This is a genomic window from Tumebacillus lacus (assembly GCF_026410385.1).
In the GTDB taxonomy this organism is placed as follows: domain Bacteria; phylum Bacillota; class Bacilli; order Tumebacillales; family Tumebacillaceae; genus Tumebacillus; species Tumebacillus lacus.
The window spans coordinates 16,952-39,975 of sequence record NZ_JAPMLT010000017.1; the positions used below are offsets into that span (position 1 = coordinate 16,952).

General features: G+C 57.3%; 29 protein-coding genes. 20 read left to right on the top strand and 9 right to left on the bottom strand.

The window, feature by feature from the left end; genetic code table 11:
• The first annotated feature begins 24 nt into the window (after window positions 1-24).
• The 5 genes from OS242_RS20015 (at window position 25) to lpdA (ending at window position 5,971) form a co-directional block, all read left to right on the top strand.
• Window positions 25-1,095, top strand: coding sequence for a Leu/Phe/Val dehydrogenase (locus tag OS242_RS20015; protein WP_407702139.1), 1,071 nt, complete (start codon window positions 25-27; stop codon window positions 1,093-1,095).
• 77 nt (window positions 1,096-1,172) lie between these two features.
• The gene (pdhA, locus tag OS242_RS20020) at window positions 1,173-2,213 is read left to right on the top strand and encodes a pyruvate dehydrogenase (acetyl-transferring) E1 component subunit alpha (protein ID WP_267153449.1); all 1,041 of its coding nucleotides are present in this window, start codon (window positions 1,173-1,175) and stop codon (window positions 2,211-2,213) included.
• A 1-nt stretch (window position 2,214) separates the two neighbouring features.
• Window positions 2,215-3,195, top strand: a complete 981-nt coding sequence (locus OS242_RS20025) for an alpha-ketoacid dehydrogenase subunit beta (RefSeq protein WP_267153450.1) — start codon at window positions 2,215-2,217, stop codon at window positions 3,193-3,195.
• Window positions 3,196-3,210: 15 nt separating this feature from the next.
• On the top strand, window positions 3,211-4,548 hold the full coding sequence (locus tag OS242_RS20030; protein WP_267153451.1) for a dihydrolipoamide acetyltransferase family protein: 1,338 nt from the start codon (window positions 3,211-3,213) through the stop codon (window positions 4,546-4,548).
• A 1-nt stretch (window position 4,549) separates the two neighbouring features.
• Entirely contained in the window at window positions 4,550-5,971 is a 1,422-nt protein-coding gene (gene lpdA, locus OS242_RS20035; RefSeq protein WP_267153452.1) for a dihydrolipoyl dehydrogenase, read from the top strand.
• A gap of 177 nt (window positions 5,972-6,148) precedes the next feature.
• Here the strand turns inward: lpdA and OS242_RS20040 are convergent, their stop codons facing one another.
• The 4 genes from OS242_RS20040 to OS242_RS20055 form a co-directional block, all read right to left on the bottom strand.
• Window positions 6,149-6,823 (bottom strand): coiled-coil domain-containing protein, encoded by a 675-nt coding sequence (locus OS242_RS20040; protein ID WP_267153453.1) that lies wholly within the window; start codon window positions 6,821-6,823, stop codon window positions 6,149-6,151.
• Window positions 6,824-6,912: 89 nt separating this feature from the next.
• Window positions 6,913-7,656: a class I SAM-dependent methyltransferase gene (locus OS242_RS20045; protein ID WP_267153454.1), complete on the bottom strand. Its 744-nt coding sequence runs from the start codon at window positions 7,654-7,656 to the stop codon at window positions 6,913-6,915.
• Window positions 7,657-7,802: 146 nt separating this feature from the next.
• On the bottom strand, window positions 7,803-8,354 hold the full coding sequence (locus OS242_RS20050; RefSeq protein WP_267153455.1) for a GNAT family N-acetyltransferase: 552 nt from the start codon (window positions 8,352-8,354) through the stop codon (window positions 7,803-7,805).
• An 82-nt stretch (window positions 8,355-8,436) separates the two neighbouring features.
• Window positions 8,437-8,565 carry a GNAT family protein gene (locus OS242_RS20055; protein ID WP_267153456.1) on the bottom strand — a complete coding sequence of 43 codons (129 nt, stop codon included), beginning with the start codon at window positions 8,563-8,565 and terminating at the stop codon, window positions 8,437-8,439.
• Between the two features lie 227 nt (window positions 8,566-8,792).
• On the opposite strand from OS242_RS20055, the gene OS242_RS20060 reads away from it, so the two are divergent.
• From OS242_RS20060 to OS242_RS20095, 8 genes are all read left to right on the top strand, one after another.
• Window positions 8,793-9,659, top strand: coding sequence for a cation diffusion facilitator family transporter (locus OS242_RS20060; protein ID WP_267153457.1), 867 nt, complete (start codon window positions 8,793-8,795; stop codon window positions 9,657-9,659).
• Window positions 9,660-9,779: 120 nt separating this feature from the next.
• Window positions 9,780-11,450 (top strand): WXG100 family type VII secretion target, encoded by a 1,671-nt coding sequence (locus tag OS242_RS20065; RefSeq protein ID WP_267153458.1) that lies wholly within the window; start codon window positions 9,780-9,782, stop codon window positions 11,448-11,450.
• Between the two features lie 13 nt (window positions 11,451-11,463).
• Window positions 11,464-11,889 (top strand): hypothetical protein, encoded by a 426-nt coding sequence (locus OS242_RS20070; protein WP_267153459.1) that lies wholly within the window; start codon window positions 11,464-11,466, stop codon window positions 11,887-11,889.
• Window positions 11,889-12,635 carry an enhanced serine sensitivity protein SseB C-terminal domain-containing protein gene (locus OS242_RS20075; protein ID WP_267153460.1) on the top strand — a complete coding sequence of 249 codons (747 nt, stop codon included), beginning with the start codon at window positions 11,889-11,891 and terminating at the stop codon, window positions 12,633-12,635. Before OS242_RS20070 ends, OS242_RS20075 begins: the two co-directional genes overlap by 1 nt.
• A gap of 109 nt (window positions 12,636-12,744) precedes the next feature.
• A complete protein-coding gene (locus OS242_RS20080) occupies window positions 12,745-13,164 on the top strand; it encodes a hypothetical protein (protein WP_267153461.1) in 420 nt (139 codons plus the stop codon).
• A gap of 16 nt (window positions 13,165-13,180) precedes the next feature.
• Complete coding sequence (locus OS242_RS20085; RefSeq protein WP_267153462.1) at window positions 13,181-13,678, top strand: hypothetical protein; 498 nt, start codon at window positions 13,181-13,183, stop codon at window positions 13,676-13,678.
• Window positions 13,679-13,770: 92 nt separating this feature from the next.
• Window positions 13,771-14,220 (top strand): hypothetical protein, encoded by a 450-nt coding sequence (locus OS242_RS20090; protein WP_267153463.1) that lies wholly within the window; start codon window positions 13,771-13,773, stop codon window positions 14,218-14,220.
• Between the two features lie 28 nt (window positions 14,221-14,248).
• Window positions 14,249-14,446, top strand: coding sequence for a hypothetical protein (locus tag OS242_RS20095; protein WP_267153464.1), 198 nt, complete (start codon window positions 14,249-14,251; stop codon window positions 14,444-14,446).
• Between the two features lie 11 nt (window positions 14,447-14,457).
• Here the strand turns inward: OS242_RS20095 and OS242_RS20100 are convergent, their stop codons facing one another.
• Window positions 14,458-15,024, bottom strand: coding sequence for a manganese efflux pump MntP (locus tag OS242_RS20100; RefSeq protein WP_267153465.1), 567 nt, complete (start codon window positions 15,022-15,024; stop codon window positions 14,458-14,460).
• Window positions 15,025-15,359: 335 nt separating this feature from the next.
• On the opposite strand from OS242_RS20100, the gene OS242_RS20105 reads away from it, so the two are divergent.
• The 3 genes from OS242_RS20105 to OS242_RS20115 all read left to right on the top strand — a co-directional run bounded on the left by OS242_RS20105 (window position 15,360) and on the right by OS242_RS20115 (window position 16,553).
• Complete coding sequence (locus tag OS242_RS20105; protein WP_267153466.1) at window positions 15,360-16,037, top strand: TerC family protein; 678 nt, start codon at window positions 15,360-15,362, stop codon at window positions 16,035-16,037.
• A gap of 139 nt (window positions 16,038-16,176) precedes the next feature.
• Window positions 16,177-16,425: a hypothetical protein gene (locus tag OS242_RS20110; RefSeq protein WP_267153467.1), complete on the top strand. Its 249-nt coding sequence runs from the start codon at window positions 16,177-16,179 to the stop codon at window positions 16,423-16,425.
• Window positions 16,426-16,430: 5 nt separating this feature from the next.
• A complete protein-coding gene (locus OS242_RS20115; protein WP_267153468.1) occupies window positions 16,431-16,553 on the top strand; it encodes a hypothetical protein in 123 nt (40 codons plus the stop codon).
• A gap of 48 nt (window positions 16,554-16,601) precedes the next feature.
• On the opposite strand, the gene OS242_RS20120 is transcribed toward OS242_RS20115, so the two are convergent.
• From OS242_RS20120 to OS242_RS20130, 3 genes are all read right to left on the bottom strand, one after another.
• On the bottom strand, window positions 16,602-17,432 hold the full coding sequence (locus OS242_RS20120; RefSeq protein WP_267153469.1) for an alpha/beta fold hydrolase: 831 nt from the start codon (window positions 17,430-17,432) through the stop codon (window positions 16,602-16,604).
• Between the two features lie 82 nt (window positions 17,433-17,514).
• Window positions 17,515-17,820, bottom strand: a complete 306-nt coding sequence (locus OS242_RS20125) for a HesB/IscA family protein (RefSeq protein WP_323372983.1) — start codon at window positions 17,818-17,820, stop codon at window positions 17,515-17,517.
• A gap of 79 nt (window positions 17,821-17,899) precedes the next feature.
• The gene (locus tag OS242_RS20130) at window positions 17,900-18,667 is read right to left on the bottom strand and encodes a hypothetical protein (protein ID WP_267153471.1); all 768 of its coding nucleotides are present in this window, start codon (window positions 18,665-18,667) and stop codon (window positions 17,900-17,902) included.
• A 344-nt stretch (window positions 18,668-19,011) separates the two neighbouring features.
• Here OS242_RS20130 and OS242_RS20135 point away from each other — a divergent pair, with 344 nt between their 5' ends.
• The 4 genes from OS242_RS20135 (at window position 19,012) to OS242_RS20150 (ending at window position 22,702) form a co-directional block, all read left to right on the top strand.
• On the top strand, window positions 19,012-20,022 hold the full coding sequence (locus OS242_RS20135) for an ABC transporter ATP-binding protein (RefSeq protein WP_267153472.1): 1,011 nt from the start codon (window positions 19,012-19,014) through the stop codon (window positions 20,020-20,022).
• Window positions 20,006-20,956: an ABC transporter permease gene (locus OS242_RS20140; RefSeq protein ID WP_267153473.1), complete on the top strand. Its 951-nt coding sequence runs from the start codon at window positions 20,006-20,008 to the stop codon at window positions 20,954-20,956. The genes OS242_RS20135 and OS242_RS20140 overlap by 17 nt, the downstream gene beginning before the upstream one ends.
• Window positions 20,940-21,734: an ABC transporter permease gene (locus tag OS242_RS20145; RefSeq protein WP_267153474.1), complete on the top strand. Its 795-nt coding sequence runs from the start codon at window positions 20,940-20,942 to the stop codon at window positions 21,732-21,734. The genes OS242_RS20140 and OS242_RS20145 overlap by 17 nt, the downstream gene beginning before the upstream one ends.
• A gap of 146 nt (window positions 21,735-21,880) precedes the next feature.
• Window positions 21,881-22,702 (top strand): hypothetical protein, encoded by an 822-nt coding sequence (locus OS242_RS20150; protein WP_267153475.1) that lies wholly within the window; start codon window positions 21,881-21,883, stop codon window positions 22,700-22,702.
• A 64-nt stretch (window positions 22,703-22,766) separates the two neighbouring features.
• On the opposite strand, the gene OS242_RS20155 is transcribed toward OS242_RS20150, so the two are convergent.
• On the bottom strand, window positions 22,767-22,955 hold the full coding sequence (locus tag OS242_RS20155) for a hypothetical protein (RefSeq protein WP_267153476.1): 189 nt from the start codon (window positions 22,953-22,955) through the stop codon (window positions 22,767-22,769).
• Window positions 22,956-23,024: the final 69 nt, after the last annotated feature.

Genomic DNA, 23,024 nt, shown 5'->3' on the forward strand with positions numbered 1-23,024 from the left:
AATGGTTTGGGTATCTTTGATGAAATGGCGAAATACGGCCATGAGCAATTGCACTTTTTCCAACATCGCGGCACGAAACTGAAAGCGATTGTCGCGATCCATGACACGACGCTCGGACCGGCGCTCGGCGGTTGCCGGATGCGCCCGTACGAGACGGAGGAGGACGCTCTCTTTGACGTGCTCCGCCTCTCGCGCGGCATGACGTATAAATGCGGCGTGGCCGACGTCGACAACGGCGGCGGCAAGTCGGTCATCATCGGCGACCCGAACACCGACAAATCGCCGGAGATGTTCCGTGCGTTCGGCCGTTTCGTCGGCTCGCTCGGCGGACGTTTCTACACGGGTACCGACATGGGCACGACGCCGATGGACTTTGTACATGCGTCCCGCGAGGCGCAACACGGCGGCTTTGTCGGCCTGCCGGAAGAGTACGGCGGCTCCGGCAACACGGCGATCCCGACTGCGCTCGGCGTCTACCAAGGCATCCGCGCCACGGCGAAGGTGCTGTGGGGCCATGAAGATCTGACCGGCAAGCGCTTTGCTGTGCAGGGCGTGGGCAAGGTCGGCGCACTGACGGTCGAGCGTCTGGTGGCGGCGGGTGCGCAGGTATACATCACCGACGTCTACCAACCGTTCGTCGACGCGCTGGTCGCCAAAGTGCCGCCGGTGCAGATGCTCGGCGTAGTCGCACCGGACGAGATCTACGGTTTGGACGTGGATATGTTTGTCCCGTGCGCGCTCGGTGCGATCGTGAACGACGAGACGATTCCGCAGTTCAAGTGCAAAGCGATTGTCGGCTCGGCGAACAACCAACTGCTCGACATGGAGAAGCACGGCAAGATGCTCCATGAAAAAGGCATCCTCTACGCGCCGGACTATCTCGTCAACGCAGGCGGCCTGATTCAAGTCGCCGACGAGCTGAAAGGCTACGTCGAAGCGCGCGTGATGGCCAAAACCAACTCGATCTACGAGATGCTGCTGCAGGTGTATGCGCTGTCCACCGAGCAAAACATCCCGACTTGGCTGGCGGCTGACCGTCTGGTCGAAGAGCGGATCGCTCGCGTCGAGGATCTGAAGAGCATGTTTTCTCTGTGATTGAACCCCCGCACGAACGCTCTATTTCGTGCGGGTTCCTCATATCCTGCGGGCCTTTTTGAAGGGGGAGACAAGAGATGAATCACACGGATCAACAAGAGCGGGCGGAAGGCACGATGCTGACCGGCGAGCAAATGATCGAGATGTACAAATGGATGGTCACGGTGCGTCACTTCGACCGCCGGGCTGTCAATTTGCAACGCTCCGGGCGGATCGGCACGTACGCGGCGCTGGAAGGGCAAGAAGCGGCGCAGGTCGGCTGCGGCTATGCGCTGGAAAAGCAAGACTGGCTGTTCCCGACCTATCGTGAGCATGGCGTTTCGATGGTGCACGGGGTGCCGATGACGACCGTATTTCTCTACTGGAACGGGCGTCCGGAGGGCTGCATGGCACCGGAGGGCGTGAACGTATTTCCCATCTCGGTGCCGATTGCCACCCAGTTGCCGCATGCGGTGGGTGCGGCGTGGGCTTCGAAGCTCAAAGGCGAGAACTCGATTGCGGTGGGTTTCGTCGGCGACGGGGGAACGTCGGAGGGCGATTTCCACGAGGCGATGAACTTTGCCGGCGTGATGAAACTGCCGGTGATCATCTTCTGCCAAAACAACGGCTATGCGATCTCCGTGCCGCTGTCCAAGCAGACGGCGACCGAGACGCTGGCGGAGAAAGCGGCCGCCTATGGGGTCGAAGGCATACGCGTCGACGGGCAAGACGCCGTCGCGGTGCATGATGCGGTCAAATACGCGGCCGACAAAGCCCGTCGCGGCGAAGGTCCGACCTTTATCGAAGCGGTCACCTACCGCTACGGGTCGCACACGACGGCCGATGATCACACCCGCTACCGGGATGTGAACGAGGCGGAGATGTGGCGCACCGAGCGCGACCCGATCGATCGTCTGAAGGCGCGGATCCTCGAACTGGGCATCTGGAGCGAAGAGCAAGATCAGGCGCTGTGGGAAGAGGCGGACAAAGTCGTGCAGAAGTCGATTGAGGAGATGCAGGCGATGCCGCCGGTCGATCACAACCGCATTTTCGACTATTCGTATGCAGAACTGCCGTGGCATCTGAAGGAGCAGCGCGAGGAGATGCGCTCGCTGTACGGAAACGGAGGGGCGAAGTAAGATGGCGAAAATGAACATCATCCAAGCGATCACCGACGGTCTGCGCGTCGCCCTCCGCGACGATCCGCGCGTCATCGTGCTCGGCGAAGACGTCGGCGTCAACGGCGGCGTGTTCCGGGCGACGGAAGGGCTGCAGGCGGAGTTCGGTTCGGATCGCGTGGTCGACACGCCGCTGGCGGAGGCCGGGATCATCGGCGCGTCGGTCGGCATGGCGGTCAATGGCATGCGTCCGGTGCCGGAATTGCAATTTTTCGGATTTATCTATCCGGCGGTCGAGCAGATCGTCGCGCACGTCGCACGCGTGCGGATGCGCTCTCAGGGCCGGTTCACCTGCCCGATGGTGATCCGCGCACCGTACGGCGGCGGCATCCGCGCCCCCGAACTGCACGGCGACTCCCCGGAGGCGATGTTTGTGCACCAGCCGGGGATCAAAGTGGTCTGCCCGTCCAATCCGTATGATGCAAAGGGGCTGCTCTTGGCGGCGATTGACTCGCCCGACCCGGTGCTGTTCCTGGAGCCGATGCGCATCTACCGCGCCTTCCGCGACGAAGTGCCGGAGGAGCGCTACACGGTGGAGATTGGCAAGGCGAACGTGGTGAAGGAAGGCACCGATATCTCCCTGTATGCGTGGGGCACGATGCTGCGCGTCTCGCTCGAAGCGGCGAAGATGGCGAAAGAGCAACATGGCTGGGATGTGGAAGTCGTCGACCTGCGCACCCTGTCACCGCTCGACCGTGAGACGATCATCGGTTCGGTGCAAAAGACCGGCCGGGCTGTCGTCGTCCACGAAGCGCCGAAGACGGCGGGCCTTGGGGCGGAGATCGTGGCGTTGATCAATGACGAAGCGCTTCTCTCGCTGGAAGCGCCGGTCGGTCGCGTCGGCGGATATGATGCGCCGCAGCCGCTGTTCTCGCTGGAGGACATCTATGCGCCGGATGCGAAGCGCATTTTGCACGGCATTGAGAAAGTGATGAATTTCTAAGGGGTGACCGATCCGATGACGGTAGCTTTTAAACTGCCCGATGTGGGCGAAGGCATCCACGAGGCGGAGATCGTCCGCTGGCTGGTGAACGTCGGGGATGCGGTGCGCGAGTTTGACCCGATCGTCGAAGTCCAGACGGACAAGGCGCTGGTTGAACTGCCCGCCCCGGCGAGTGGTCAAGTGTTGGAAATCAAGGCAAATGCGGGTGATCTCGCGCACGTGGGCGATGTGATCATCGTGATTGGCGAAGCGGGGACGGCGACGGCTGGCGATGGCGTTGCTGTTGCGGCGCCGGTCGCGGCTTCCCCGGCGGCAGGCTCGGCTGCGACCGAGATTCCGCAAGGCAACGCGGCTCTGGCCGTGCAACGTTTCGGTCGTGCGCTGGCGACCCCGGCGACGCGTAAACGGGCGCGGGAACTGGGCATCGACATCAATCTGGTGCCAGGCTCCGGCAAGGCGGGCCGCGTGGAGAAGCACGACGTGGAGCGGTTCGCAGCGGGTGCTGTGCATCCGCACTCCACGGAAGAGCAAGCGCTGGCAAGTGCGGCGGTCGCGACCGATGGGGACGCCGGCACCGATCTGCCGGCCGCTCCGGCCGCTCCTGCAAAACCGTTGACTCCGGCTCCGACTCTGTCGATCAGCGCGTCGGCCGCCGACGAGCGGGTGCCGCTGCGCGGTCTGCGCCGCACCATCGCGCAACGCATGGTGCATTCCGCTTTCACGGCGCCGCATGTGACGGCGTTTGACGATGTGGACATGACCGAACTGATCCAATATCGCAAAAACGCCAACGAGTTGCTCAAAGACCGCGGCGTCAAGCTGACCTATTTGCCGTTCATTTTGAAGGCGTTGGTCTCCGCTTTGAAACAGCATCCGTTCCTCAACGCGCACATGGATGATGAGCGCGGCGAGATCGTGCTGAAAAAGGAATACAACGTCGGCATCGCGGTCGACACCCCGGACGGCCTGATGGTGCCGGTGGTGAAAAACGTGGACAAAAAGTCGATCCTCGACATCGCCGCGGACATCAACGCGCTGATCGAAAAAACGAAATCGCGCACCCTGACCGTGGAAGAGATGAAAGGCGGCACCTTCACGATCTCGAACATGGGGCCGCTGGGCGGACTGTTTGCCACGCCGATTCTCAACTACCCGGAGGTCGGCATCCTCGGTGTGCACAAGATCGAGGAAAAGCCGGTCGTACGTCGTGGCGAGATCGTCATCCGCTCGATGATGAATCTGTCGCTGTCGTTTGACCACCGCGTCATCGACGGGGCGGAGTCGGTCCGCTTTACGAATCACATGAAGAAACTGCTGGAAAACCCGAACTTGCTGTTTTTGGAGATGAGCTAACATGGTAGTCGGAGATATCGCACAAGAAGTCGAAGTCGTCGTCATCGGCGGCGGTCCCGGCGGCTATGTGGCTGCCATCCGTGCCGCGCAGCTCGGCAAGGAAGTCGTCCTGATCGACAAGGATGAACTGGGCGGCGTCTGCCTCAACCGGGGCTGCATCCCGTCGAAAGCGTTGATCCATGCGGCGAAGATGGCGGAGCATGCCCGTCACGCGGGCGAGATCGGCATCAAGGTCGGCAGCGTCGAAGTCGACATGGGCGAGGTGCAGGGCTGGAAAGAAGGCGTCGTCAGAAAGCTGACCGGCGGCGTGTCGTCGCTGCTCAAGGCAAACGGCGTCACGGTCGTCAACGGCAATGCGGTGCTGATGGCCGACAACCGCGTGGCGGTGGAGAAGGAAAACGGGATGGAGTATTTCAAATTTGAACACTGCATCCTCGCGACCGGCTCCCGTCCGGTGCAGATCCCGAGCTTCCCGTTTGACGGGGAGTATATCCTGTCCTCGACGGAGGCGTTGGCACTGACCGACGTGCCGCCGACGATGTTGGTGATCGGCGGCGGGTATATCGGCCTTGAGCTCGGCACGGCGTTTGCCAAGCTGGGCAGTCAGGTGACCGTCGTGGAGATGGCGGATTATCTGTTGCCAGGATTTGAGCCGTCGTTGACGCAGACCGTCAAGAAAAATCTGCGCAAGCTCGGCGTCGAGACTTTGACGCAGACGGGCGCGAAAAGCTACGAGATCCGCGACGGCAAGATCCACGTCACCGTCGACGTGAAAGGCGAGGCGCGAACGATCACCGCCGATAAAGTGTTGGTGACGGTCGGACGCCGTCCGAACACGGAGGAATTGGGTCTGGAGCAGGCGGGTCTCTCGGTGAACGAGCGCGGCTACATTGAGACCGACTCGAAGTGCCGGACGAAGAACGCAAAGATCTTTGCGATCGGCGATATCGCGACCGGCCCGATGTTGGCGCACAAAGCCAGCAAGGAGGGCGTCGTGGCGGCGGAAGTGATCGCAGGCCATGCGGCGGAGATGGACGTGGTGGCGATCCCGTCTGTCGTGTTCACCGACCCGGAGATCGCGTCGGTCGGGCTGTCGGAGTCCGAAGCGAAGGAAAAGGGCTACGAGGTCACCGTCGGCAAATTCCCGTTTGCGGCGAACGGTCGGGCTTTGACGACCAATGAAGGCGATGGATTCTGCCAAGTGATCGCGGATGCCGAGACGGGCGTGCTGCTCGGCGTGCATATCGTCGGACCGGAGGCGTCCGCGTTGATCGGTGAGGCGGCGCTGGCGCTGGAGATGGGCGCGACGGCTGACGACGTGCATCTGACGGTGCATCCGCATCCCACGTTGACGGAGTCGTTTATGGAAGCGGCTGCGGACGTGATGGGTGTGGCGGTGCACATGGCGAAACGGAAGCGGTAATCGAAAACAGCAAACACCCTGCCACGGCACCCGAAGTGTTGTGGCAGGGTGTTTTTTTTAGAATGGGAAATAGAAAATTAGGCAATTGGGGAATTGGTAGGAATGGACGACGGGGAGAGCCCGTGTCATTCAGGAATGAAATTGGGTCAGGCGATGGTGATGCGTGATTTCGGTGCGTTATTTCTTGGGTTTCTTTGGTTGACCGGGATGACGGAACGGGATGACGACACTTCGAAAGGTTTTTGGGATGGACAGTCTGGTTTTGATCACGGTCACGTCCTCGTGCAGGAGCGCGATCTGTTCTTGGTGCGAGTCCAACTTTTTGTCATGCCGCTTCAGGATCTCCGTGTGTTCCGCCAGCGTGTTCGACATCTCTTTCAACACAATGCGTTGCTCACGTTGTTCCTCCAACACCTCGTTTAACACGATGCGTTGCTCACGTTGTTCCTCCAACACTTCGTTTAACACGATGCGTTGCTCGCGTTGCTCTTCCAACACGCCGTCCAACACAGCACGTTGCGCGCGTTGTTCCTCCCACAGGTTGTGCATGGATGCACGTTGCGCGCGTTGTTCTTCCCACAGGTTGTGCATGGATGCACGTTGCGCGTGTTGTTCTTCCCACAGATTGTGCATGGATGCGCGTTGCTCGCGTTGCTCCTCAAAAAGACTGCCTAACAAGGTGCGATGTTCTCTTTGTTCGTTCAGCAACTCGTGGATCAGTGAACCGTGTTCGGTCGTTGTCTGTCGTTGCAGACGTTGCTCTTTCAACAACTCGTGGATCAGAGTTCCATGTTCGGTCGTGATCTGTCGTTGCAGACGTTGTTCCTCCAATATTTCTTGCAGGATGCTCACCATCACTCACCTCCTCACCCCTCATGCTAGCAGGGGGCGGCGGAGGCAAGCAACGATTAATTCATTGTATCCGGCAGGCCGCCAAACGCTTAACAGACCTTGCACCCGGAGAGGAAGAGGAACAGCGGGATGCGCATCCGGCGCTGATATTCTTCCTCCGTTTCAAACCGCTCCCGCTCCGGCCGGGACTCGCGCAGCATTTCAACCGCAAATCCCGCCTCCTGCAACAGCCGGAAATAGTCGGCCACCGTCCGATGGTGCTTTCTCACCGTGCCGCCCATCCAGCGCACCTCCCGCTCCCCGGTGACAAAGTAGCCGTCGACGATCCAACTCCCGCGCCGCCCCGACTGCTCCAAACTCGCGTTGCACGACGTCAGCACCGGGTGCTCCACCGACACCACCAACCGCCCGCCGGGCGTCAACCCTGCGTGCACCCGCCGCAACAGAGTCAACAGGTCGTCCTCCGCCAGATAGTGCAGCACCAGCCTGGATACGACGAGCTCGTAACTCTCAGCCGCCGCCTCCCACTCCTCGAGAATTCCAAGCGACGCCGTGCCGACCGTTCCTGCCAGTGACTCCCGCGCCTTTGCCACCATCCGCTCCGACCCGTCGACTCCCGCATACTCGGCCGCCCCGGATGCGAGCAGTTCCACCCCGAATCCTCCGTCACCGCAGCCGAGGTCGGCGATGCGCAGCCCGTCGACCGCGCCGATCATCTCCTTAATCACAGGCTCCTCCAACAGTCGGTTTGCATTCGTACGATGTTGCCGTCTCGCGTGATACTCCTCAAAGATCGCTTCGTCATCGTAAAACGCCGGACCTGTGTATGCCATGATTCTGTCTCCTCTCGCGACGCGCAAATTACCGATACTATACCAGTACTAACAAAAAATTGAAACCCCCGATTTTGCGTTGTGACCAAGGTTCATTCCTACACGAAAAAAGAGACAGACCGCATCGGACGGCCTGTCTCTTTTGGTTATCTCCAGTCTTCCCGCAACAAACTCAGAACCAACGCATCGGTCGGCTTGCCGTGGATGACATAGTTTTGGCGCAAGATGCCTTCTTCCTGAAAACCGGCTTTCTCCAAAATGCGCTTCGACGGGATATTTTCCGGCACGGTCAGCCCGGCGATTCGATTCAACCCCATCTCTTCAAATCCGTACCGCACCACCGACGGCAGTACTTCGCCGATCACGCCGTGCCCCCACAGATCGCGCTCCACATCGTAGCCGACCTCGGCGCGCAGGTGCTCCTTTTCCCAGCGGTGAAAGCCGATCGTGCCGATCAACCGGTCTTCGCCGCGTCGCGTGATCGCCCAACGGATCAAGAAATTGTCCTCGAAAAACTGTTGCTTTTTCGCGATCTCTTCCCGTGCCTGATCGAGGGAGGTGAGCGGTGTCAAATTGTAATAGCGCAGCACCTCCGGATCGGAAAAGATCGCCAGGTACGACTCCGCATCCTGGGCGAGCAACGAGCGCAACACAAAACGTTCCGTTTCTAAAACAGGGAAACCTTTCAAAGCAAGCATCTGGCACGCCTCCGTTTTCTATGTTATGACGATTTAAATTATAACAAGAAAACTGATCTTCTTACCAGACATTTGCTTCCATTTATAAATGTCGAATTGGCTCCCACTCCCGCTTCAACAACCCGAGAATCAGGGCGTCAGACGGCCGCCCGTGGATCACATACTTCTCGCGCAACAGCCCTTCCAGTTGAAATCCCGCCTTTTCCATCACGCGCCGCGACCCGTGATTCTGCGGATCGCACAGTCCGGCAATACTTTGCTGTGCATTCCGAAAAGTTTGAGAGTTAGCTGCATCTAATAATTTTGCATGTGCAACAAACTCTTTCCTTAAGGAATTAATTGTGGTTATAGACAACAATGTTTCCGTAGACCCACTCAAAATGCGGTTGCTATAATAGGAATACTTTTCACTTGGATGATAAGTAGGGAGGGTTTCCTGTGGAAGTCTACCAAGACATAAAACGAGGGGAAAAAGGGGCATGGGTCAGCATCGGGGCCTACGTATTCCTCTCTTTGCTTAAAATCAGCGTCGGCTACGAAGCGAGTTCTGAAGCATTGATCGCCGATGGATTCAACAATGGGACAGACATTTTGGTGTCGATCGCTGTGCTCGTCGGCTTGTTTATCTCGAGAAAACCGCCGGACAGCGATCATCGCTACGGTCATTTTCGGGCACAAACAATCGCTCAATTGATCGCGTCTTTTATCATGATCTTTGTCGGGGTCGAGGTATTGATTCAGGCCGTTCAGTCGATGATCACCCCAAAAACCTCCAGTCCGGATCTGATGGCCGGTTGGACGGCTCTCTTCTGCGCCGCTTTTATGTACGGGATCTACAGGTATAATCTCTCCTTGGCCAAACGAATCAACAACCAAGCTCTCATGGCGGCGGCCAAGGACAATCGTTCTGACGCTTTTGTCTCTCTGGGGGCTTTTGTCGGCATTCTCGGTGCGCAGTTGCAACTGCCCTGGCTGGATACGGTCGCAGCGTTTGGCGTCGGGGTGATCATCTGCAAAACGGGGTGGGAGATATCGTACGAGGCCACGCATCATCTAACAGACGGGTTCGATGAGAAAGAGCTGACGGAATACGAACGGACGATCTCGCGGGTGGGCGGCGTACACGAAGTCAAAGAGGTACGGGCGAGAAAACACGGCAACGTGGTCTTGCTCGATGTCACCATCGCTGTCGATTCGAAGTTGAATGTGGTGGAGAGTCATACGATCACAGAAGAAATTGAATCGGTCATGAATGATCACTACGGCATTCCGCATGTGTTCGTGCATATCGAGCCTCATCATTGACCCTCGCGGAGATCGAGGGTCATTTTATTTTTGCATTTCCTTTAAAAGTATGGTCATGAATATACACGCAGTCTATAATATGGGAAAAAGAGATAGAAACGAGGAAGGGTGCATATCGCGATGGGTGCAAAGGCGGAACCGCAAGTTCTGCAACAGGGCGCAAACCGTTTCCGGGCGGGGGCGTCCGAACTTCAGGTCAAGGCGAGCAAGTTGCGATCTGTCTCGGACGGCCTGTCCGGTGCATGGACGGGCAAAGGGGGAGCGGCGTTTCGCGTCGTGGCGCATTATCTCTCGGACGATCTGCGCAAAGCGAGCGACGCGATGCAGCAGGCGGCGGGTGAACTGACGACGCTCGCTCGACGGATGGAGCGGGTGAAACAGCTCGAAGCGGATGCGGATCGGATCTCTCATCAGATCTGGCATCTGGGCAACAGCGACGAAGACAGAGACCGGGAGCGCCATCTGCGGTACCGGATGAATGAACTGAATATGCTGGCCGATCAAGAAGCGCGTGCGGCAGACCGAGCGGCTGCGGCGGCGTTTGACCGGATCGCGGCTTTGGATCACAGCCTGCACACGTACATGATGATCGCCAAAGCGGAGCCGGGATTTTGGGACAAGATCGGCAAAGGGCTCCAGTCGGCGGGCGAGGCGGTCGGCTCCTTTTTCAAAGGCGTGTACGACGCCGGCAAAGACGCGGTCGTCGGGATCTGGGATGCGATCGTCAATTTTGAAGAGACGTTCGAAAACATCATGTTCGCGATCCAGCATCCGATCCAAACGTTCGAAGCGACGTGGAAAGCGGTCTCCGAATCCTGGGAGCGCGACGTGATCAACGGCGACGCCAACTCCCGCGCCCACTGGTTCGGCTACGCAGTCGGCACCATCGCCACCTCGATCATCGGCACCAAAGGGGCGGACAAAGCGGTCAAGCTCGTGAAAGCCGCCTCGAAGGCGGACGGGGTGAAGACGCCGATCAAGCGAAACCCGGACGGTGCGGGGGAGAATGGGAATCTGGAGCATGATATTTATGCGGCTCCTAAATGGGAGAACGACTATTCGAAGTCCGCTCTTAGAGAGACAATAGGATCATCGTTTGATTCTGACCTTGATAACATGTTGGCGAGGATGGATATGGGTATGACGAGAGAAGAGTTTCAGGCGAAGCGATTGGAGAGGCTCACTGAACCGGATGGTCCGTATCTTCCGGTGGATTCGCGTATATCAGCAGTTCGGGGAGCAGTACAACTGAGCCCTGACACGATCATGCAGCGGGTGATCCCTTATTCGCAGGTCAAACAGTACCTTGATGGGAAGAAAACGGATGTCAGCGGGTTTGTGGCTCGCGCACAGGATGTGATCGATATTCCCAACACAATGGAAATGAAGCAACAGCTTCGCCTCGACTACAACTCGATCAAAAATCCGCATCTGGACAAGATCAAAGAATTGGACCCTGACTTTAAACTTGGGACCAATGATTATCTCAATCCGGATGGTACGTTTAAAAAAGAGCCGATGTATTTGATCCGATTCTCTGCAAGGAATCCGGAGAAATACGGGGTTCCATTGCAAGATGACCCATTAACTTTGATGAAGTCGTGGCCGATGACCGGGAATGGGTTTTTAGGCGGCGAAAAGGCGATTCCTGAGTTTGTAATCGGTTGGAGAGAATCGGTGCAATTGTCACGCGGTGCGGAAATCTATATACAGCATCCTGACGGTACAGAAGTCTTGGTTGGAAAATATCGCGGTGGGAACAGTTGGGAAACCCACACGCCCATCAGATAAGTGAGGGACACACATGACAGAATATAAAAAAGGTGTTTTTGCGCTTTATAAAGGGAAGGAATATGTGGCTGCTACAGAAGAGGGGACAGATCGGGTGTTTTTGTTTAGCAAAGACGCGTCAGATGTCGCGAATGGTTTTGTTCGCACTTCCTTTGGAGATTTTGAGAAAGCGGTTGGGCCAACGGAGATCAACTCAATCTATCAATGCGCTCCGTTTGCTATCTATCAGGGAGTGCGCGTACACGTAGAGAGTATTGAGAATGGAAAAGCGGAACTTAGCTACCACGGGACTGATCAGGCTGACCAACTGGTGAAGGCCGGATTCGAGCAATTTGACAGATACTCCTACATGAAAGTCGTGCCAGTCGGGGAGATCCAAGGGTTCGTAGTTGAAAAGATTCCGCTGTTGGGCACAAAACTCCCGGAGGACCTCGCATAATGCTCGACGCACTCGCTGAAAAATGCGCCTCTGCTCGCCGTGATCCGGCACTGCGGCCGGAGTTTTATCGGGCGTTGTGGGAGGCGGAGTTGTATGCGGTCGGGACGACGGAAGGGAGTGGCGAGACGGGGGAGTACCATTTCTCATTCTTTGAAGTCGAGGGGCGGGAAGTGCTTCCGTTTTTCTCGTCGTTGGAGTTGTTCAAGGAAGTGATCCCCGAGGGGCAGCGGCATTTGCTCGTTCCGGCACAACAACTTCTGACCGGGATGCCGGAGGACGTTGTGTTGATGCTCAATCCTTGCACGGAGGCCGGGAAGGAGCTCACCTCGACGGAACTGAAAGCGTTGGCCGCAGGGCTGTTGTTTGAGGCGTATGAACCGTTGGAGGCAGAGGACGTAGAAGAGGAGCAGATCGTCCTCGGGGAGCCGAAAGAGGTTCCGGCCTTGCTGCTCGCCGGTTTAAAGCGGCACCTGCCCTCCCTGCCGTTTGTGAAAAAAGCGTCCGTCATCCTCACGTTCATCCCGTCACGCGGACGCATGCCGTTCCTGGTGGTTGGTCTAGAATTGGATGAAAATGCGGAGGTACACTTCCTCAACCTCATGCTCGACCTTCATGTCTACGTGCGCGACAAAATCGACAAAGAAATCTACGTCGAATTCCACGAGATCCGCCACGACCACGACGGCGAGATCGACCTCTATTTCCGCAAAGAGACGAAGCCGTTTTATGAGCGGGCAGAGGTGTAGAGCGTCGATCAGTACGTGACTTGCAATGGCGGCTATGACAATGACCCTCGATGGAGAACGGGGGTCATTTTATTTCACTGGGCTTCGAATTAAGAAGGGGTTCGAGATCATGACATTGAAAAGTGGTGTCTATGCCTTATATAAAGGCAAAGAGTACAGTGCAACGATTGATGGATTCACCAAAAACGTAGTTCTGTTTTCGGAAGATCAGTCATCGGTCGCGGTGGGGTTTGAGCAGCGACATGATCGATATGAAAAAGAGGTGGCTCCGGCCGAAGTCGAGTCTCTTTGCGACTACACGCCTTATGCGATGGTTGGAGAAGCGCGTGTCGAGGTGCTTTCGATCAAAGAGAACGGGATCGAATTGATCTACAACGGCACCCAATATGCCAGTACGCTTCGGAAGTTGGGCTTTGAAAAGATTGATCGTTACTCCTATCTCAAGTTCTTTCCAGAGTCCGAACTGCCTGAAATCCTCATGGAAGTGATCCCGATGCCGGGATATAAACTCCCGGTGGAGCCTGCCTGATTCGACGCACTCGTTCGTGATCTACGGCGAAAAGGAATGGGAAGTCTATATCCCGCGGACTAAAGAGCAAGAGGTGACAGATATGCAGGAAAATCGAATCAAATCTGGCGTGCATGCTTTGTACCAAGGAAAAGAATATTCAGCATCGTATGACCCCATCCATAAAGAGGTGGAACTGTTAACCTGTGATCAAAATGAGGCAGCCAATGGATTTCTTCCTGCATGGAAAGGCAGGTTGGAAAAAACAGTCGGCTTGGACCAGATCGAGTCTCTGTATCATTATGTTGTTTATGCCGTATACGGCGGAGTGGGCGTTCTCGCTCATATAGCTGATAACGGTAAAGTGATCTTGCGGGATACGGGTATGGGGAATTCCGATGACCTTCTAATGCTTGGGTTTGTTCAGGTAGACCGTGATGAGTTTCGAAAAGAAGTGGCGATGGAGGAGTTAGACCAAATCGGATCGACGAAACTGCCCATGCTCCATTTCAAACTCCCGGAAGACCTCGCCTGATGCTCGTCGCAATCGATGGAAAATGCGCGTTCGCACGCCGTGACCCGGCTGTGCGGCAGGAATTTTATCGGGTGTTGTGGGAGGCGTAGAGCGTGGAGTTGAAAAAGGGCGTTTTTGCGATCTATAGAGGAAAAGAGTATAGAGCCTCTCAAGTTGTCGGGAGTCGCCGGGTTTACCTGTATACAGACGATGCTTCCGAAGTTGCAAACGGTTTTGTCCGCGGGCCCAGAGAACGATATGAGAAAGTGGTAGGACCGAATGGGGTGACAACCGTATATAAATGCTCGCTGTATACGATTTATCAGGGGATACGCGTTCAGGTACTGCCTGTTAGAAATGGAAAGGCGGATCTGATCTACAATGGCACCGATCAAGCGGATCAGGTGAGGAAAGCGGGCTTTGAACAAATCGATAAGTACTCCTATATGAAAGTAGTGCCTTTGGAGGAACTGGAGGAGGTTCTGATCGAGACCAGTCCTGTGCCAAGCTATCAATTGCCCGAAAATACATCAGGTAGAACCCCTCCCTCCCGCGTATACTAACGGAAATGCGAGGAGGGAGGCTTTACACATGGCGAAAAAGCTGACGGATCAGCAGCAGCAAGAAGAGCAGCTCTACCACCGCAAAAAACCGGCGACGGTCGCACCGGGGCTGGAAGACGATGAGTTGCAGGCTCCGGCGACGAAGGCGGAGGTCGAGAGCGGGGACAGCACGGAGGTGACGGTGCTGTCTTGGGATGAGAATGACAATGGGACAGGGAGGGACTGAGGCGGGGGCAATCACGATCCCTGCCAAAGTTCCCAGCCGAGGTACAGGCCGAGCAGGGTCAGGATGATCCCGCCGGCCTTTTCTGCTGCTTCGCCGAGAAAGGGCTTGAGGCGGCGGGCGAAGGTGAGGCCGAGCCAGGTGAAGAGAAAGGCTTGCACAGCCATCGCGAGCATCGTCCAGCCGACCGGCACGGCCAGCAGGCGGCCAAGGCCGATGGAGAAGCCGACGGCGAGCTCGTCTAGCGAGATGGTAAGGGCGGTCAGAAATAACACCCAGCCTGCCGCTCCCTTGTGGAAGAGGCCATCCTCGTCGTCATTTTCGAAGAGCAGCCACACGCCGACGCCGAGCACCGCAACCACACCGATCCATGGTCCATACGTGCCGAGCCAAAGGCTGACCGTATGGCCGAGGAGGTAGCCGACGGTGGGCATCAACGCTTCGGCGAGGGCAAAGGTCAACGCAATCCGCCAGCGCTGCGGTACGTTGGCAAGGCCGAGGGCGATGGAGAGTGCAAGGGTATCGAGGCCTAGTGTGAAGAGCAGAGCCAGCCATTTCATAAAGGTCATGTCAGAAGGCAACTCCTTTTTTAAAAAAATTCATGTCTTGACTTCCACCTGCTTCTGGTTCATTTCCTCCTCTTCCTATCATCTGGGCGTTCGCCTTGACGGTCAAGCGGCGAAGGGGTAAAATGGAGGGAACAAAGGGGAGTAGCTGGCAGGGTTGTCCTTTTTTGACATCCCTGTGGCAAAGTCGTCATCGCGAGGGTGTTTCCGCATTCCTCCGGCTTTGCTCAACCGCGCGTTTAGCGAGACCTTTGCCGTAACAGGCAGAGGTCTCTTTTATTTTGCCTGTTATCGGGACATTCCTAAACGGATAGCAAGTGAATCGAAAACACGGAAGGGGAGAAGTATGGGTGTGGGATTATCTGCTTGCACTGCTTAGTATCATCATTATCGACCTCGTCGTCAGCGGCGACAACGCGATGGTCATCGCGTTGGCATCCCGACGTCTGCCGCCGGAGCAGAAGAAAAAGGCGATCCTCTGGGGCACGGTCGGCGCAGTCGGCCTGCGTGTCGCGCTGACGGTCGTCGCCGTCTATCTGTTGAAAGTGCCGCTGCTCCAAGCGATCGGCGGTCTGTTCCTGATCTGGGTCGCAGTCAAACTGCTCGTCGACAACGCCGAAGAGGAAGCGAACATCAAGGAAGGCGCCTCGTTTGGCGAAGCGATCCGCACGATCATCCTCGCCGACCTCGTGCTGTCGATGGATAACATCTTTGCGGTCGCCGCAGCGGGCAAGGAACACGTCTCGCTGGTGCTGATCGGCCTCGCGATCTCGATTCCGATCATCGTCTGGGGCTCGCAAGTGATCCTCAAGCTGATCAACCGCTTCCCGATCCTCGTCTACATCGGGGCGGGTGTCCTCGGCTGGACGGCCGGTTCGATGTTGATCGAAGACCGCCTGATCGTCGAACTGATCCACAACGAAGTGCTCAACTGGCTCGTGCCGGCACTCACCACCATCGGCGTCATCGCCGTCGGCAAATGGCTGGCCGACCGCCGTGGCAAGCAAGACGTGCAAACGCAAGAGTAGTCAACGCCGTGTAAAAAGACCCGGACTCCCGCAGAGTGCCGGGTCTTTTTGCTGTGTCTTTGGGCGTGGGCGAGGCTCACGGGCGATGACACGTCCGCATAAGATACAGCAACAGAACGAGAGCAGAGGGGGTCACGCGGTGGCACCGGACGGTCGCAAACAGGAAAACGCTCTCTCCCGCGTCCCCGCCGGACACAAGCGGGACCGGGAACGCCAACTCATTCTCATGTGGATCGACCTGCGCACGACCCGTCGGGAGAGCAGCCAGTTATTGCGCGAATCGTACGCGGCGTATTTTTCGCATCGATTGCAGGCGGCGCCGCATGGAATCGCCGGAAACGGCGCACACTGTTCAATACCCCAAGGGACGGCACGAAGGTGGAGGTGAGTGGTGTGAACAAATCCGATTTTCAACTTTCGCAGGAAGAGATCGATTCGATTTTGGCTCAGGCCGGGTTGGAATCACTGCGCGACGGGCAGGTGGAGCCGCTTGATGATCTTGTTTCGGAGCGGTAAAGCCCCCTTGCGTACGTATCAACGCAAAAATCACCGTCGAACTCCATTCTAGGAGTCGGCGGTGCTTTTGTCTGTGCGGGCGTCTGCGGCGAAAAAGTTCAGGATCTCGCCGTTCAGCCACTCCGGGTGTTCTTCCATCGGCATGTGGCCGCACTGCGCACGCGTCCGGTAGCGGGCGTTTGGCAACACGTCTTTGTAGCGGTCGCCGATGCGCCTTGGCACGATAAAATCGCGTTCGCCCCACAGGAGCAGGGTCGGCAGCGCGATCGCCCGGCACTCGTCCGGCGACAGGCCGCCTTCGCGGTCATGGGCAAGCCGGCGCATCGCCTCCGGGAACTCGGGTCGTTTGTACGGTTCGCAGTAGGCGGCGACCATCTCCGGCGTGTAGATACGGTGGTCGTGGACGACGGTGCGGATCGAGTGGCGGAAATGCTTTTCGTCGAAGGTGCGGCGCACGAACCAGCCCATATACGGGTGGCTGAGCAGATGCCGCGTCCACGGACGAAACGGCCGTCGAAACCCGTCCGCCGCCACGAGCACGAGCTGCCGGAACGGGCGCGGGTCTTGCAGCACCGCTCGCACGGCGATCTCGCCGCCCATCGAGTGCCCGACCAGCCGAACGCCCTCAAGACCCAACCCCGAAACGGCCTGCAGGACGCGGCGTGCCTGCGCGGACTGCGAATAGTCGGCGTCGGGCGGCATGTCGCTCCGGCCAAATCCGAGCAGGTCGAGGTTGTACACGCGATAGGACTCGGCCAGCCGGGCCGCCGTGTGCCGCCAGCAATAGCCGGATGCAAAGAGGCCGTGCACCAGCAGGACCGGCTCACCTGCGCCCTGCACCTCGACGTGGAGGTTTCCGCCTTCGACAGCTAGGTTCATGTTCGTGTTCCTCCGTGAATGGGTGAAAAGAGAAAAAGACCGGCCGCAGCCTGTCTTATTCTTCTCCTCGCATGACCGGCGCTTAGTGGTCGCCGTGGTTGTTTTTCGCCGGGTTGGTGATCTTGAAACCTTCTTGCGGGTAGAGCAGGAATTTGATCGACAGGCCGTCGAGCATCTCTTTGTGCTCCGGACCGACGAGCACCTCCAGCCCTTGGACGGTGACGACTTCGTCTTCCGGCTTTTGGGTGTCGAGGTTCATGCCGTAGTGAGCATGGTCACCGTGCATATGGTCGACCGATACGCGCAGTTTGAGCTCTTTGTTTTCTTGTTGTTCCATCGCCTCGCGGATCTTCTTCGCAGCGAGGGAGTTCATTTCGATCTTCGTCAAAGGAAAGCACCTCATTTTTACATGATCAGGAATCTAAATCTAAAAACCAGTATAATCCATCGGGCGGTGCAATGCCAGTTTAAACGGGCCAGACCTTGTCACAGGCATCGAAAAAGTCGCGCATCAGGCGATGCTGGAGCCAGGTGATCACCGGGATGTAGAGCAACTGCATGACGAAGACACCGGGGAGGGAGAACAGCGCGTTTGCGAAATAGGCGAGCACGGCGTTGACCAGCAGCGAGAGGATGAAATAGGTCATCGCGCCGCCGTCCGTTGCGCGGCGCAGACGGGCCGACATCTCCCACGCCTCGCCAAAGCCTAGGCGCAGCACGACGCAGGCATACTCGAAGAACAGAAAATAATAGCGGAACCACAGCAAAGCGACGACCGCAAAGATCCCGCCGAGCATAGGGAGACCGATGGCGGCAAAAAGGAAGAACAGCACAGCCGTCATCGCGAACTGGAACAGAAGCCACAAAAACATCGTGACAAACGCCCGCCGGGCATCTTCGCCGACCGTCGTGTCGCGCGATTCGACGCTTCGGGCGAGCAGGCCGATGAAGGAGGAGGTCGCGAGGGTCGTCACGAGAAAGAGCACCAGGGCGAACAGGATGCCGGGAATGATCGCCACCGAGCCGGAGGTCAGGCTGCCCGTCTGGTGTTTGGCGTCGAGCAGTTGGTTGATCGCGGGCAATCCGATGGTGACGGTCGTTTTAAAGGAATGAAACGGCTCCATCGACCGCGGCGGTCCGGTCAGCAACCAGCCGCCCCAAAAGGCGACCAAGTCAAAGACGAGCGCAAATCCAGCGGCGGCGATCCAAGAGCGGCGGTGTTCCGAGGCTGTCATGTCAGATCTCCTTTCGATGCCGGAAGTTTCCTGAAATCAGGCTTTCCCCCATTATAACGGATGAATGGCACACATCTTTGAAAAAATGTATATTTTTATAAAAATGTCTCTTGTCATTGGACAACGGGGCGTGCTACTATAAATCTCAATAAGCAGCTGGAAGGGCGTCTAGGGAGCCGAAGAAAGTCCTGTGCACACAGGGTTTCCGTCGAACCGAGCGATGCCGGGCGCATGGGAAATGCGCTACACCGTAGGGATAAAAGCCCTCCGAGAAGTTCCAGACCCAAAGGGTCTGAAACGGTCTCGGAGGGCTTTCTTTATTTCGCTGAAGGGGGAGCAGACAAATGTCCGCTATACGTGTACAAGGACTGACCAAGTCGTTCACGATGAAACACAAACAGCCGGGGCTTTCGGGCAGCATCAAGGGGTTGTTCAAGCCGGTCGTGTCGGAAAAGGTGGCCGTGCAGCCGATCGACTTTACGGTGGAACAGGGCGAGGTGCTGGCGTTTCTCGGGCCGAACGGGGCGGGCAAGTCGACGACGATCAAGATGCTGACCGGCATTTTGCACCCGAGCGGCGGGGAGGCGGATGTGCTGGGATATACGCCGTGGCGGGACCGGCAACGATTGGCGTTTCACGTCGGGTCGGTGTTTGGGCAAAAGTCGCAGCTGTGGTATCACTTGCCGCCGGTCGACACGTTTGAGTTGATGGGGCGCATCTATGAGGTGCCGATGAACGATTTTCGCAAGCGGCGGGATGATCTGGTCGAGCGATTTGAATTGGGAAACTATCTGCATACGCCGGTGCGCAAACTGTCGCTCGGGGAGCGGATGCGTTGCGAGATCGCAGCGGCGCTCTTGCATCGGCCGCAGATCGTGTTTTTGGATGAGCCGACGATCGGGCTCGATGTGGTGGTGAAGGCGATGATCCGCGACCTGATCCGGGAGATGAACCGGGAAGAGGGGACGACGCTGTTTCTCACGTCGCACGATGCGGGGGATGTCGAGCAACTGTGCAAGCGGGTGATCGTGATCAACCACGGGCAGGTGATCCTCGACGACTCGGTCACCAACATGAAGCGGGAGTATCTGACGCACAAGACGATCCACTTGAAACTGGCGGTCATCCCGGAGCAACCGTTGCTCCTGCCGGGCGTCGAGGTGGTCAAACAGAAAGGAGCCGGGCTGAAGCTGTCGGTGAACACGGTGGAGACTTCGATTGAGACGGTACTGGCGTATATCGTCCAAAACTACCGGCTGGAGGACGTGACCATCGAAGACCCCTCGATGGAGGAGGTCATTACGCATATCTACGCAAAGGCGGGAAAGGAGCAGGGGCATGAGAGCTCGGGATGAAGAACACAAACGACGGCAAGACGGAAGCAACGGACCCATCATGGCGGGGCTTGAGGCTGCGTCTGTCAACGAACGCACCGGGAGATCGGCCAGTCATACTCCGTGGCAAGACGGTGAAAGGCGCGGAGTCTCGTCGTTGGCGGTGAAGTTGGCGAAATACACGGCGGTCGGCGGGATCACGGTGCGAAATCATGTGGCATACATCTACGATTTTCTGCTGAGATCGCTGTTTTTGTTGGTCATCCTCTATGTGTTTTTGCAACTGTGGACGGTGACGTTCGAAGGGGAAGGGACGTCGCGGATCGCAGGGTATCGGTTTGACCAGATCATCTGGTATCTGATCTTTGCCGAGGCGATCATCATGGCGTCGCCGAGGCTCTCTTTGAAGGTGGAGGAAGAGGTCAAAAAAGGCGACATCGGCTACCAACTCACCCGCCCGATGAGCTATCTCCTTTTCCACTACTCCGCCTACATGGGCGAAGCGGCCGTTCGCCTCGTCGTCAATCTGGCTGTCGGCGGTGCGCTCGGGCTGTTCGTGTTCGGGGTGCCGGACTGGGGCTTTGGCTGGGTCGGCTATCTGGTGATGGCGGCCGGGGCATTTACGGTGAATTTCTTGATCACGATGATGATCGCGCTCTGCTCGTTCTGGATCGAGGAGACGTGGGGCATCGAGTTTGTCTACAACAAACTGCTGTTCACCGTCGGCGGGATGATGCTGCCGCTCGAAACGTTTCCCGAGACGCTGCAAAAGGTCTGCGCGTGGTTGCCGTTTCAGACGGTGGTCTATTTTCCCTCGAAGATGGCGGTGCAGTTTGACGCCCTGCTGATCGGAAAATTTTTCGTCATTCAGTGGATCTGGATCGCGCTGCTGAGTCTCCTGCTCGCGCTCCTCTATCGGAAAGGAGTGAAAAAACTCAATGTCAACGGCGGCTAAACACCTGAGTTTTGTTTTCGCCTGCTGGAAGATGAACCTCGCCGGGGCGATGGAGTTTCGGATGAGCTTTTGGCTGCAGGTCGTCACGATGATGGTGAACAACGCGGTCTGGATCTTCTTTTGGGGCGTGTATTTCAACCGCTTCCCGCTGGTCAACGGCTGGCAGATGCAAGACGTGATGATGATGTGGGCCGTCTCGGCGGCAGGCTTTGGGTTTTCGGCGGTGCTGTTTGGCAACGCCTACTCCCTCGCCAACATCGTCGCCACCGGCCAACTCGATACGTATCTCGCGCAGCCGAAGCCCGTTTTGCTCCACGTGCTCGTCTCGCGGATGTCGGTGTCGGCGATCGGTGATATTTTGTTCGGGTTGATCCTGTTCGTGCTGTTCGGGGATCTCTCATGGCTTGGAATCGTTAAGTTTGCAGTGGCGCTGTGCTTGGCGACGATGATCTTTACGTACTTTACGGTGCTGACCCAGTCGCTGGCGTTTTACATCGGCAACGCGGAAGGACTCGGGCATCAGTTTTTCATCACGTTTCTCACGTTTGCCACCTATCCGACCGATATTTTTCGGGGAATCGGGCGGATGGTGTTGTTCACGGTGATCCCGGCGGGGTTTATCTCGTATCTGCCGCTCGGACTGCTGCGTGAGATGCAGACGCCGTTCCTGCTGGCGACGGTGGTGGCGGTCACGGTGCTGGCCGTATGCGCGACGTGGAGTTTTTCTCGAGGGCTCAAACGATACGGTTCGGGCAATATGATGACGGTCAGGATGTAACAGGGGAAGGATGCGGCATTTGTCGAGAAATATAATGATCGGACCGTATACTAAGCGTTCATTATCTATGTTATTATGGGCGTATACTAATTCTAAGATTGTATTCGATTTAGAATAGAGTGGAGACGGACACCGGGGTGAGACAGATGTTGCAACGGATTGTAAAAGATCAAATGGTTCATATGGTGCGACTGCGCGCGACGGGGTTTGTCCTGATGTTGCTGGCCGGAACGCTGCTCTATGCGTTCTTTTGCCGTCTGACCGGCTCCAATGTCGGGAACGGCTGGCATTTTTTTGAGGGGATCACGGCAGCGATGCCGGCAGTGGCGGCGTTTGCGGTGCTGATCGCCGATTTGAATCTCCCGGAGCAGCGGGCGGGCAACGTGGTGTGGCTGCGGCCGCGGGCAAAGACCGGGACGATGTTGGTAAAATACATCACCGCGCTGATCGGCGGACTGCTGCTGTATCTGGCGTTTGGCGGCGGCTCGCTTTTGATCGGCGGGCTGATGTTTGGCTTTGGCGGGTACGGGGAGATGTTCACGTATTTTGACGGAGCGGGCGTCCGGCACGAGATGGGGATGGCACAGCACGCGTTGCTCGGATACGGACTCCAGGCGGTGACGTTGTTGATGATGGTCACGATGGCGTTTATGCTGGCGACGTGGATGCGCTCTTGGCTGGCGAAAGGATTGGCGATCACGGTGATGTTGGCCGGGCATGTGGCGGTGTGGTCGCTGCCGTCGGCGTGGGTGCGCTATACGCTGTTCGCCAACGACCTGACGCAGTATTTCGAAGGTCCGCCCCCGGCGGCGGGGATGACGATCACATTTTCGCTCGGGGTGATGGCGGTGTATTTTCTCGCCTTCCAGTTGATCGCCTGGCTGGTGCTGGAGCGCAAGCGGGTGAAGCGGATCTTGCTGACTCCTTGGCCCTATGGGGTTGATGAGGAGGAGCGAGTGTCTTCTTGAATGAACAGACGAAAAAAACCTCCGACGGGTGTCGGGGGTTTTTTGTTCGTTTTTTGTATGGGGATCAATCTCCGCCACCACCGCCGCCTCCGCCTCCGCCTCCATCGCCGCCGGAGTCGCCCGAGTCGGAAGAAAAGTCGAAGTCGAAAAAGCCGCCGTCGCCGTCTTTTCGTTTTTTGCCGGAGTGGCGTTTGGGAGAGAGCAGGCCGACGATGCTGGTGATGATGACGAGCAGGATCAAGAAGAATTCCACGGGAGTATCCCCCTTCTGAAATGTCTCTGTTCTTTATTTCCAGTATACAATATAATGAAGTTACATTTC

What these genes read in the sequence shown, in the direction of transcription:
- OS242_RS20135 (WP_267153472.1), top strand. Translation starts at nt 19,012, where the DNA reads ATGTCCGCTATACGTGTACAAGGACTGACCAAGTCGTTCACGATGAAA.
- OS242_RS20080 (WP_267153461.1), top strand. Translation starts at nt 12,745, where the DNA reads ATGACATTGAAAAGTGGTGTCTATGCCTTATATAAAGGCAAAGAGTAC.
- OS242_RS20075 (WP_267153460.1), top strand. Translation starts at nt 11,889, where the DNA reads ATGCTCGACGCACTCGCTGAAAAATGCGCCTCTGCTCGCCGTGATCCG.
- lpdA (WP_267153452.1), top strand. Translation starts at nt 4,550, where the DNA reads ATGGTAGTCGGAGATATCGCACAAGAAGTCGAAGTCGTCGTCATCGGC.
- OS242_RS20120 (WP_267153469.1), bottom strand. Translation starts at nt 17,432, where the DNA reads ATGAACCTAGCTGTCGAAGGCGGAAACCTCCACGTCGAGGTGCAGGGC.
- OS242_RS20030 (WP_267153451.1), top strand. Translation starts at nt 3,211, where the DNA reads ATGACGGTAGCTTTTAAACTGCCCGATGTGGGCGAAGGCATCCACGAG.
- OS242_RS20095 (WP_267153464.1), top strand. Translation starts at nt 14,249, where the DNA reads ATGGCGAAAAAGCTGACGGATCAGCAGCAGCAAGAAGAGCAGCTCTAC.
- OS242_RS20140 (WP_267153473.1), top strand. Translation starts at nt 20,006, where the DNA reads ATGAGAGCTCGGGATGAAGAACACAAACGACGGCAAGACGGAAGCAAC.
- OS242_RS20045 (WP_267153454.1), bottom strand. Translation starts at nt 7,656, where the DNA reads ATGGCATACACAGGTCCGGCGTTTTACGATGACGAAGCGATCTTTGAG.
- pdhA (WP_267153449.1), top strand. Translation starts at nt 1,173, where the DNA reads ATGAATCACACGGATCAACAAGAGCGGGCGGAAGGCACGATGCTGACC.
- OS242_RS20150 (WP_267153475.1), top strand. Translation starts at nt 21,881, where the DNA reads ATGTTGCAACGGATTGTAAAAGATCAAATGGTTCATATGGTGCGACTG.
- OS242_RS20015 (WP_407702139.1), top strand. Translation starts at nt 25, where the DNA reads ATGGCGAAATACGGCCATGAGCAATTGCACTTTTTCCAACATCGCGGC.
- OS242_RS20065 (WP_267153458.1), top strand. Translation starts at nt 9,780, where the DNA reads ATGGGTGCAAAGGCGGAACCGCAAGTTCTGCAACAGGGCGCAAACCGT.
- OS242_RS20130 (WP_267153471.1), bottom strand. Translation starts at nt 18,667, where the DNA reads ATGACAGCCTCGGAACACCGCCGCTCTTGGATCGCCGCCGCTGGATTT.
- OS242_RS20025 (WP_267153450.1), top strand. Translation starts at nt 2,215, where the DNA reads ATGGCGAAAATGAACATCATCCAAGCGATCACCGACGGTCTGCGCGTC.
- OS242_RS20145 (WP_267153474.1), top strand. Translation starts at nt 20,940, where the DNA reads ATGTCAACGGCGGCTAAACACCTGAGTTTTGTTTTCGCCTGCTGGAAG.
- OS242_RS20050 (WP_267153455.1), bottom strand. Translation starts at nt 8,354, where the DNA reads ATGCTTGCTTTGAAAGGTTTCCCTGTTTTAGAAACGGAACGTTTTGTG.
- OS242_RS20070 (WP_267153459.1), top strand. Translation starts at nt 11,464, where the DNA reads ATGACAGAATATAAAAAAGGTGTTTTTGCGCTTTATAAAGGGAAGGAA.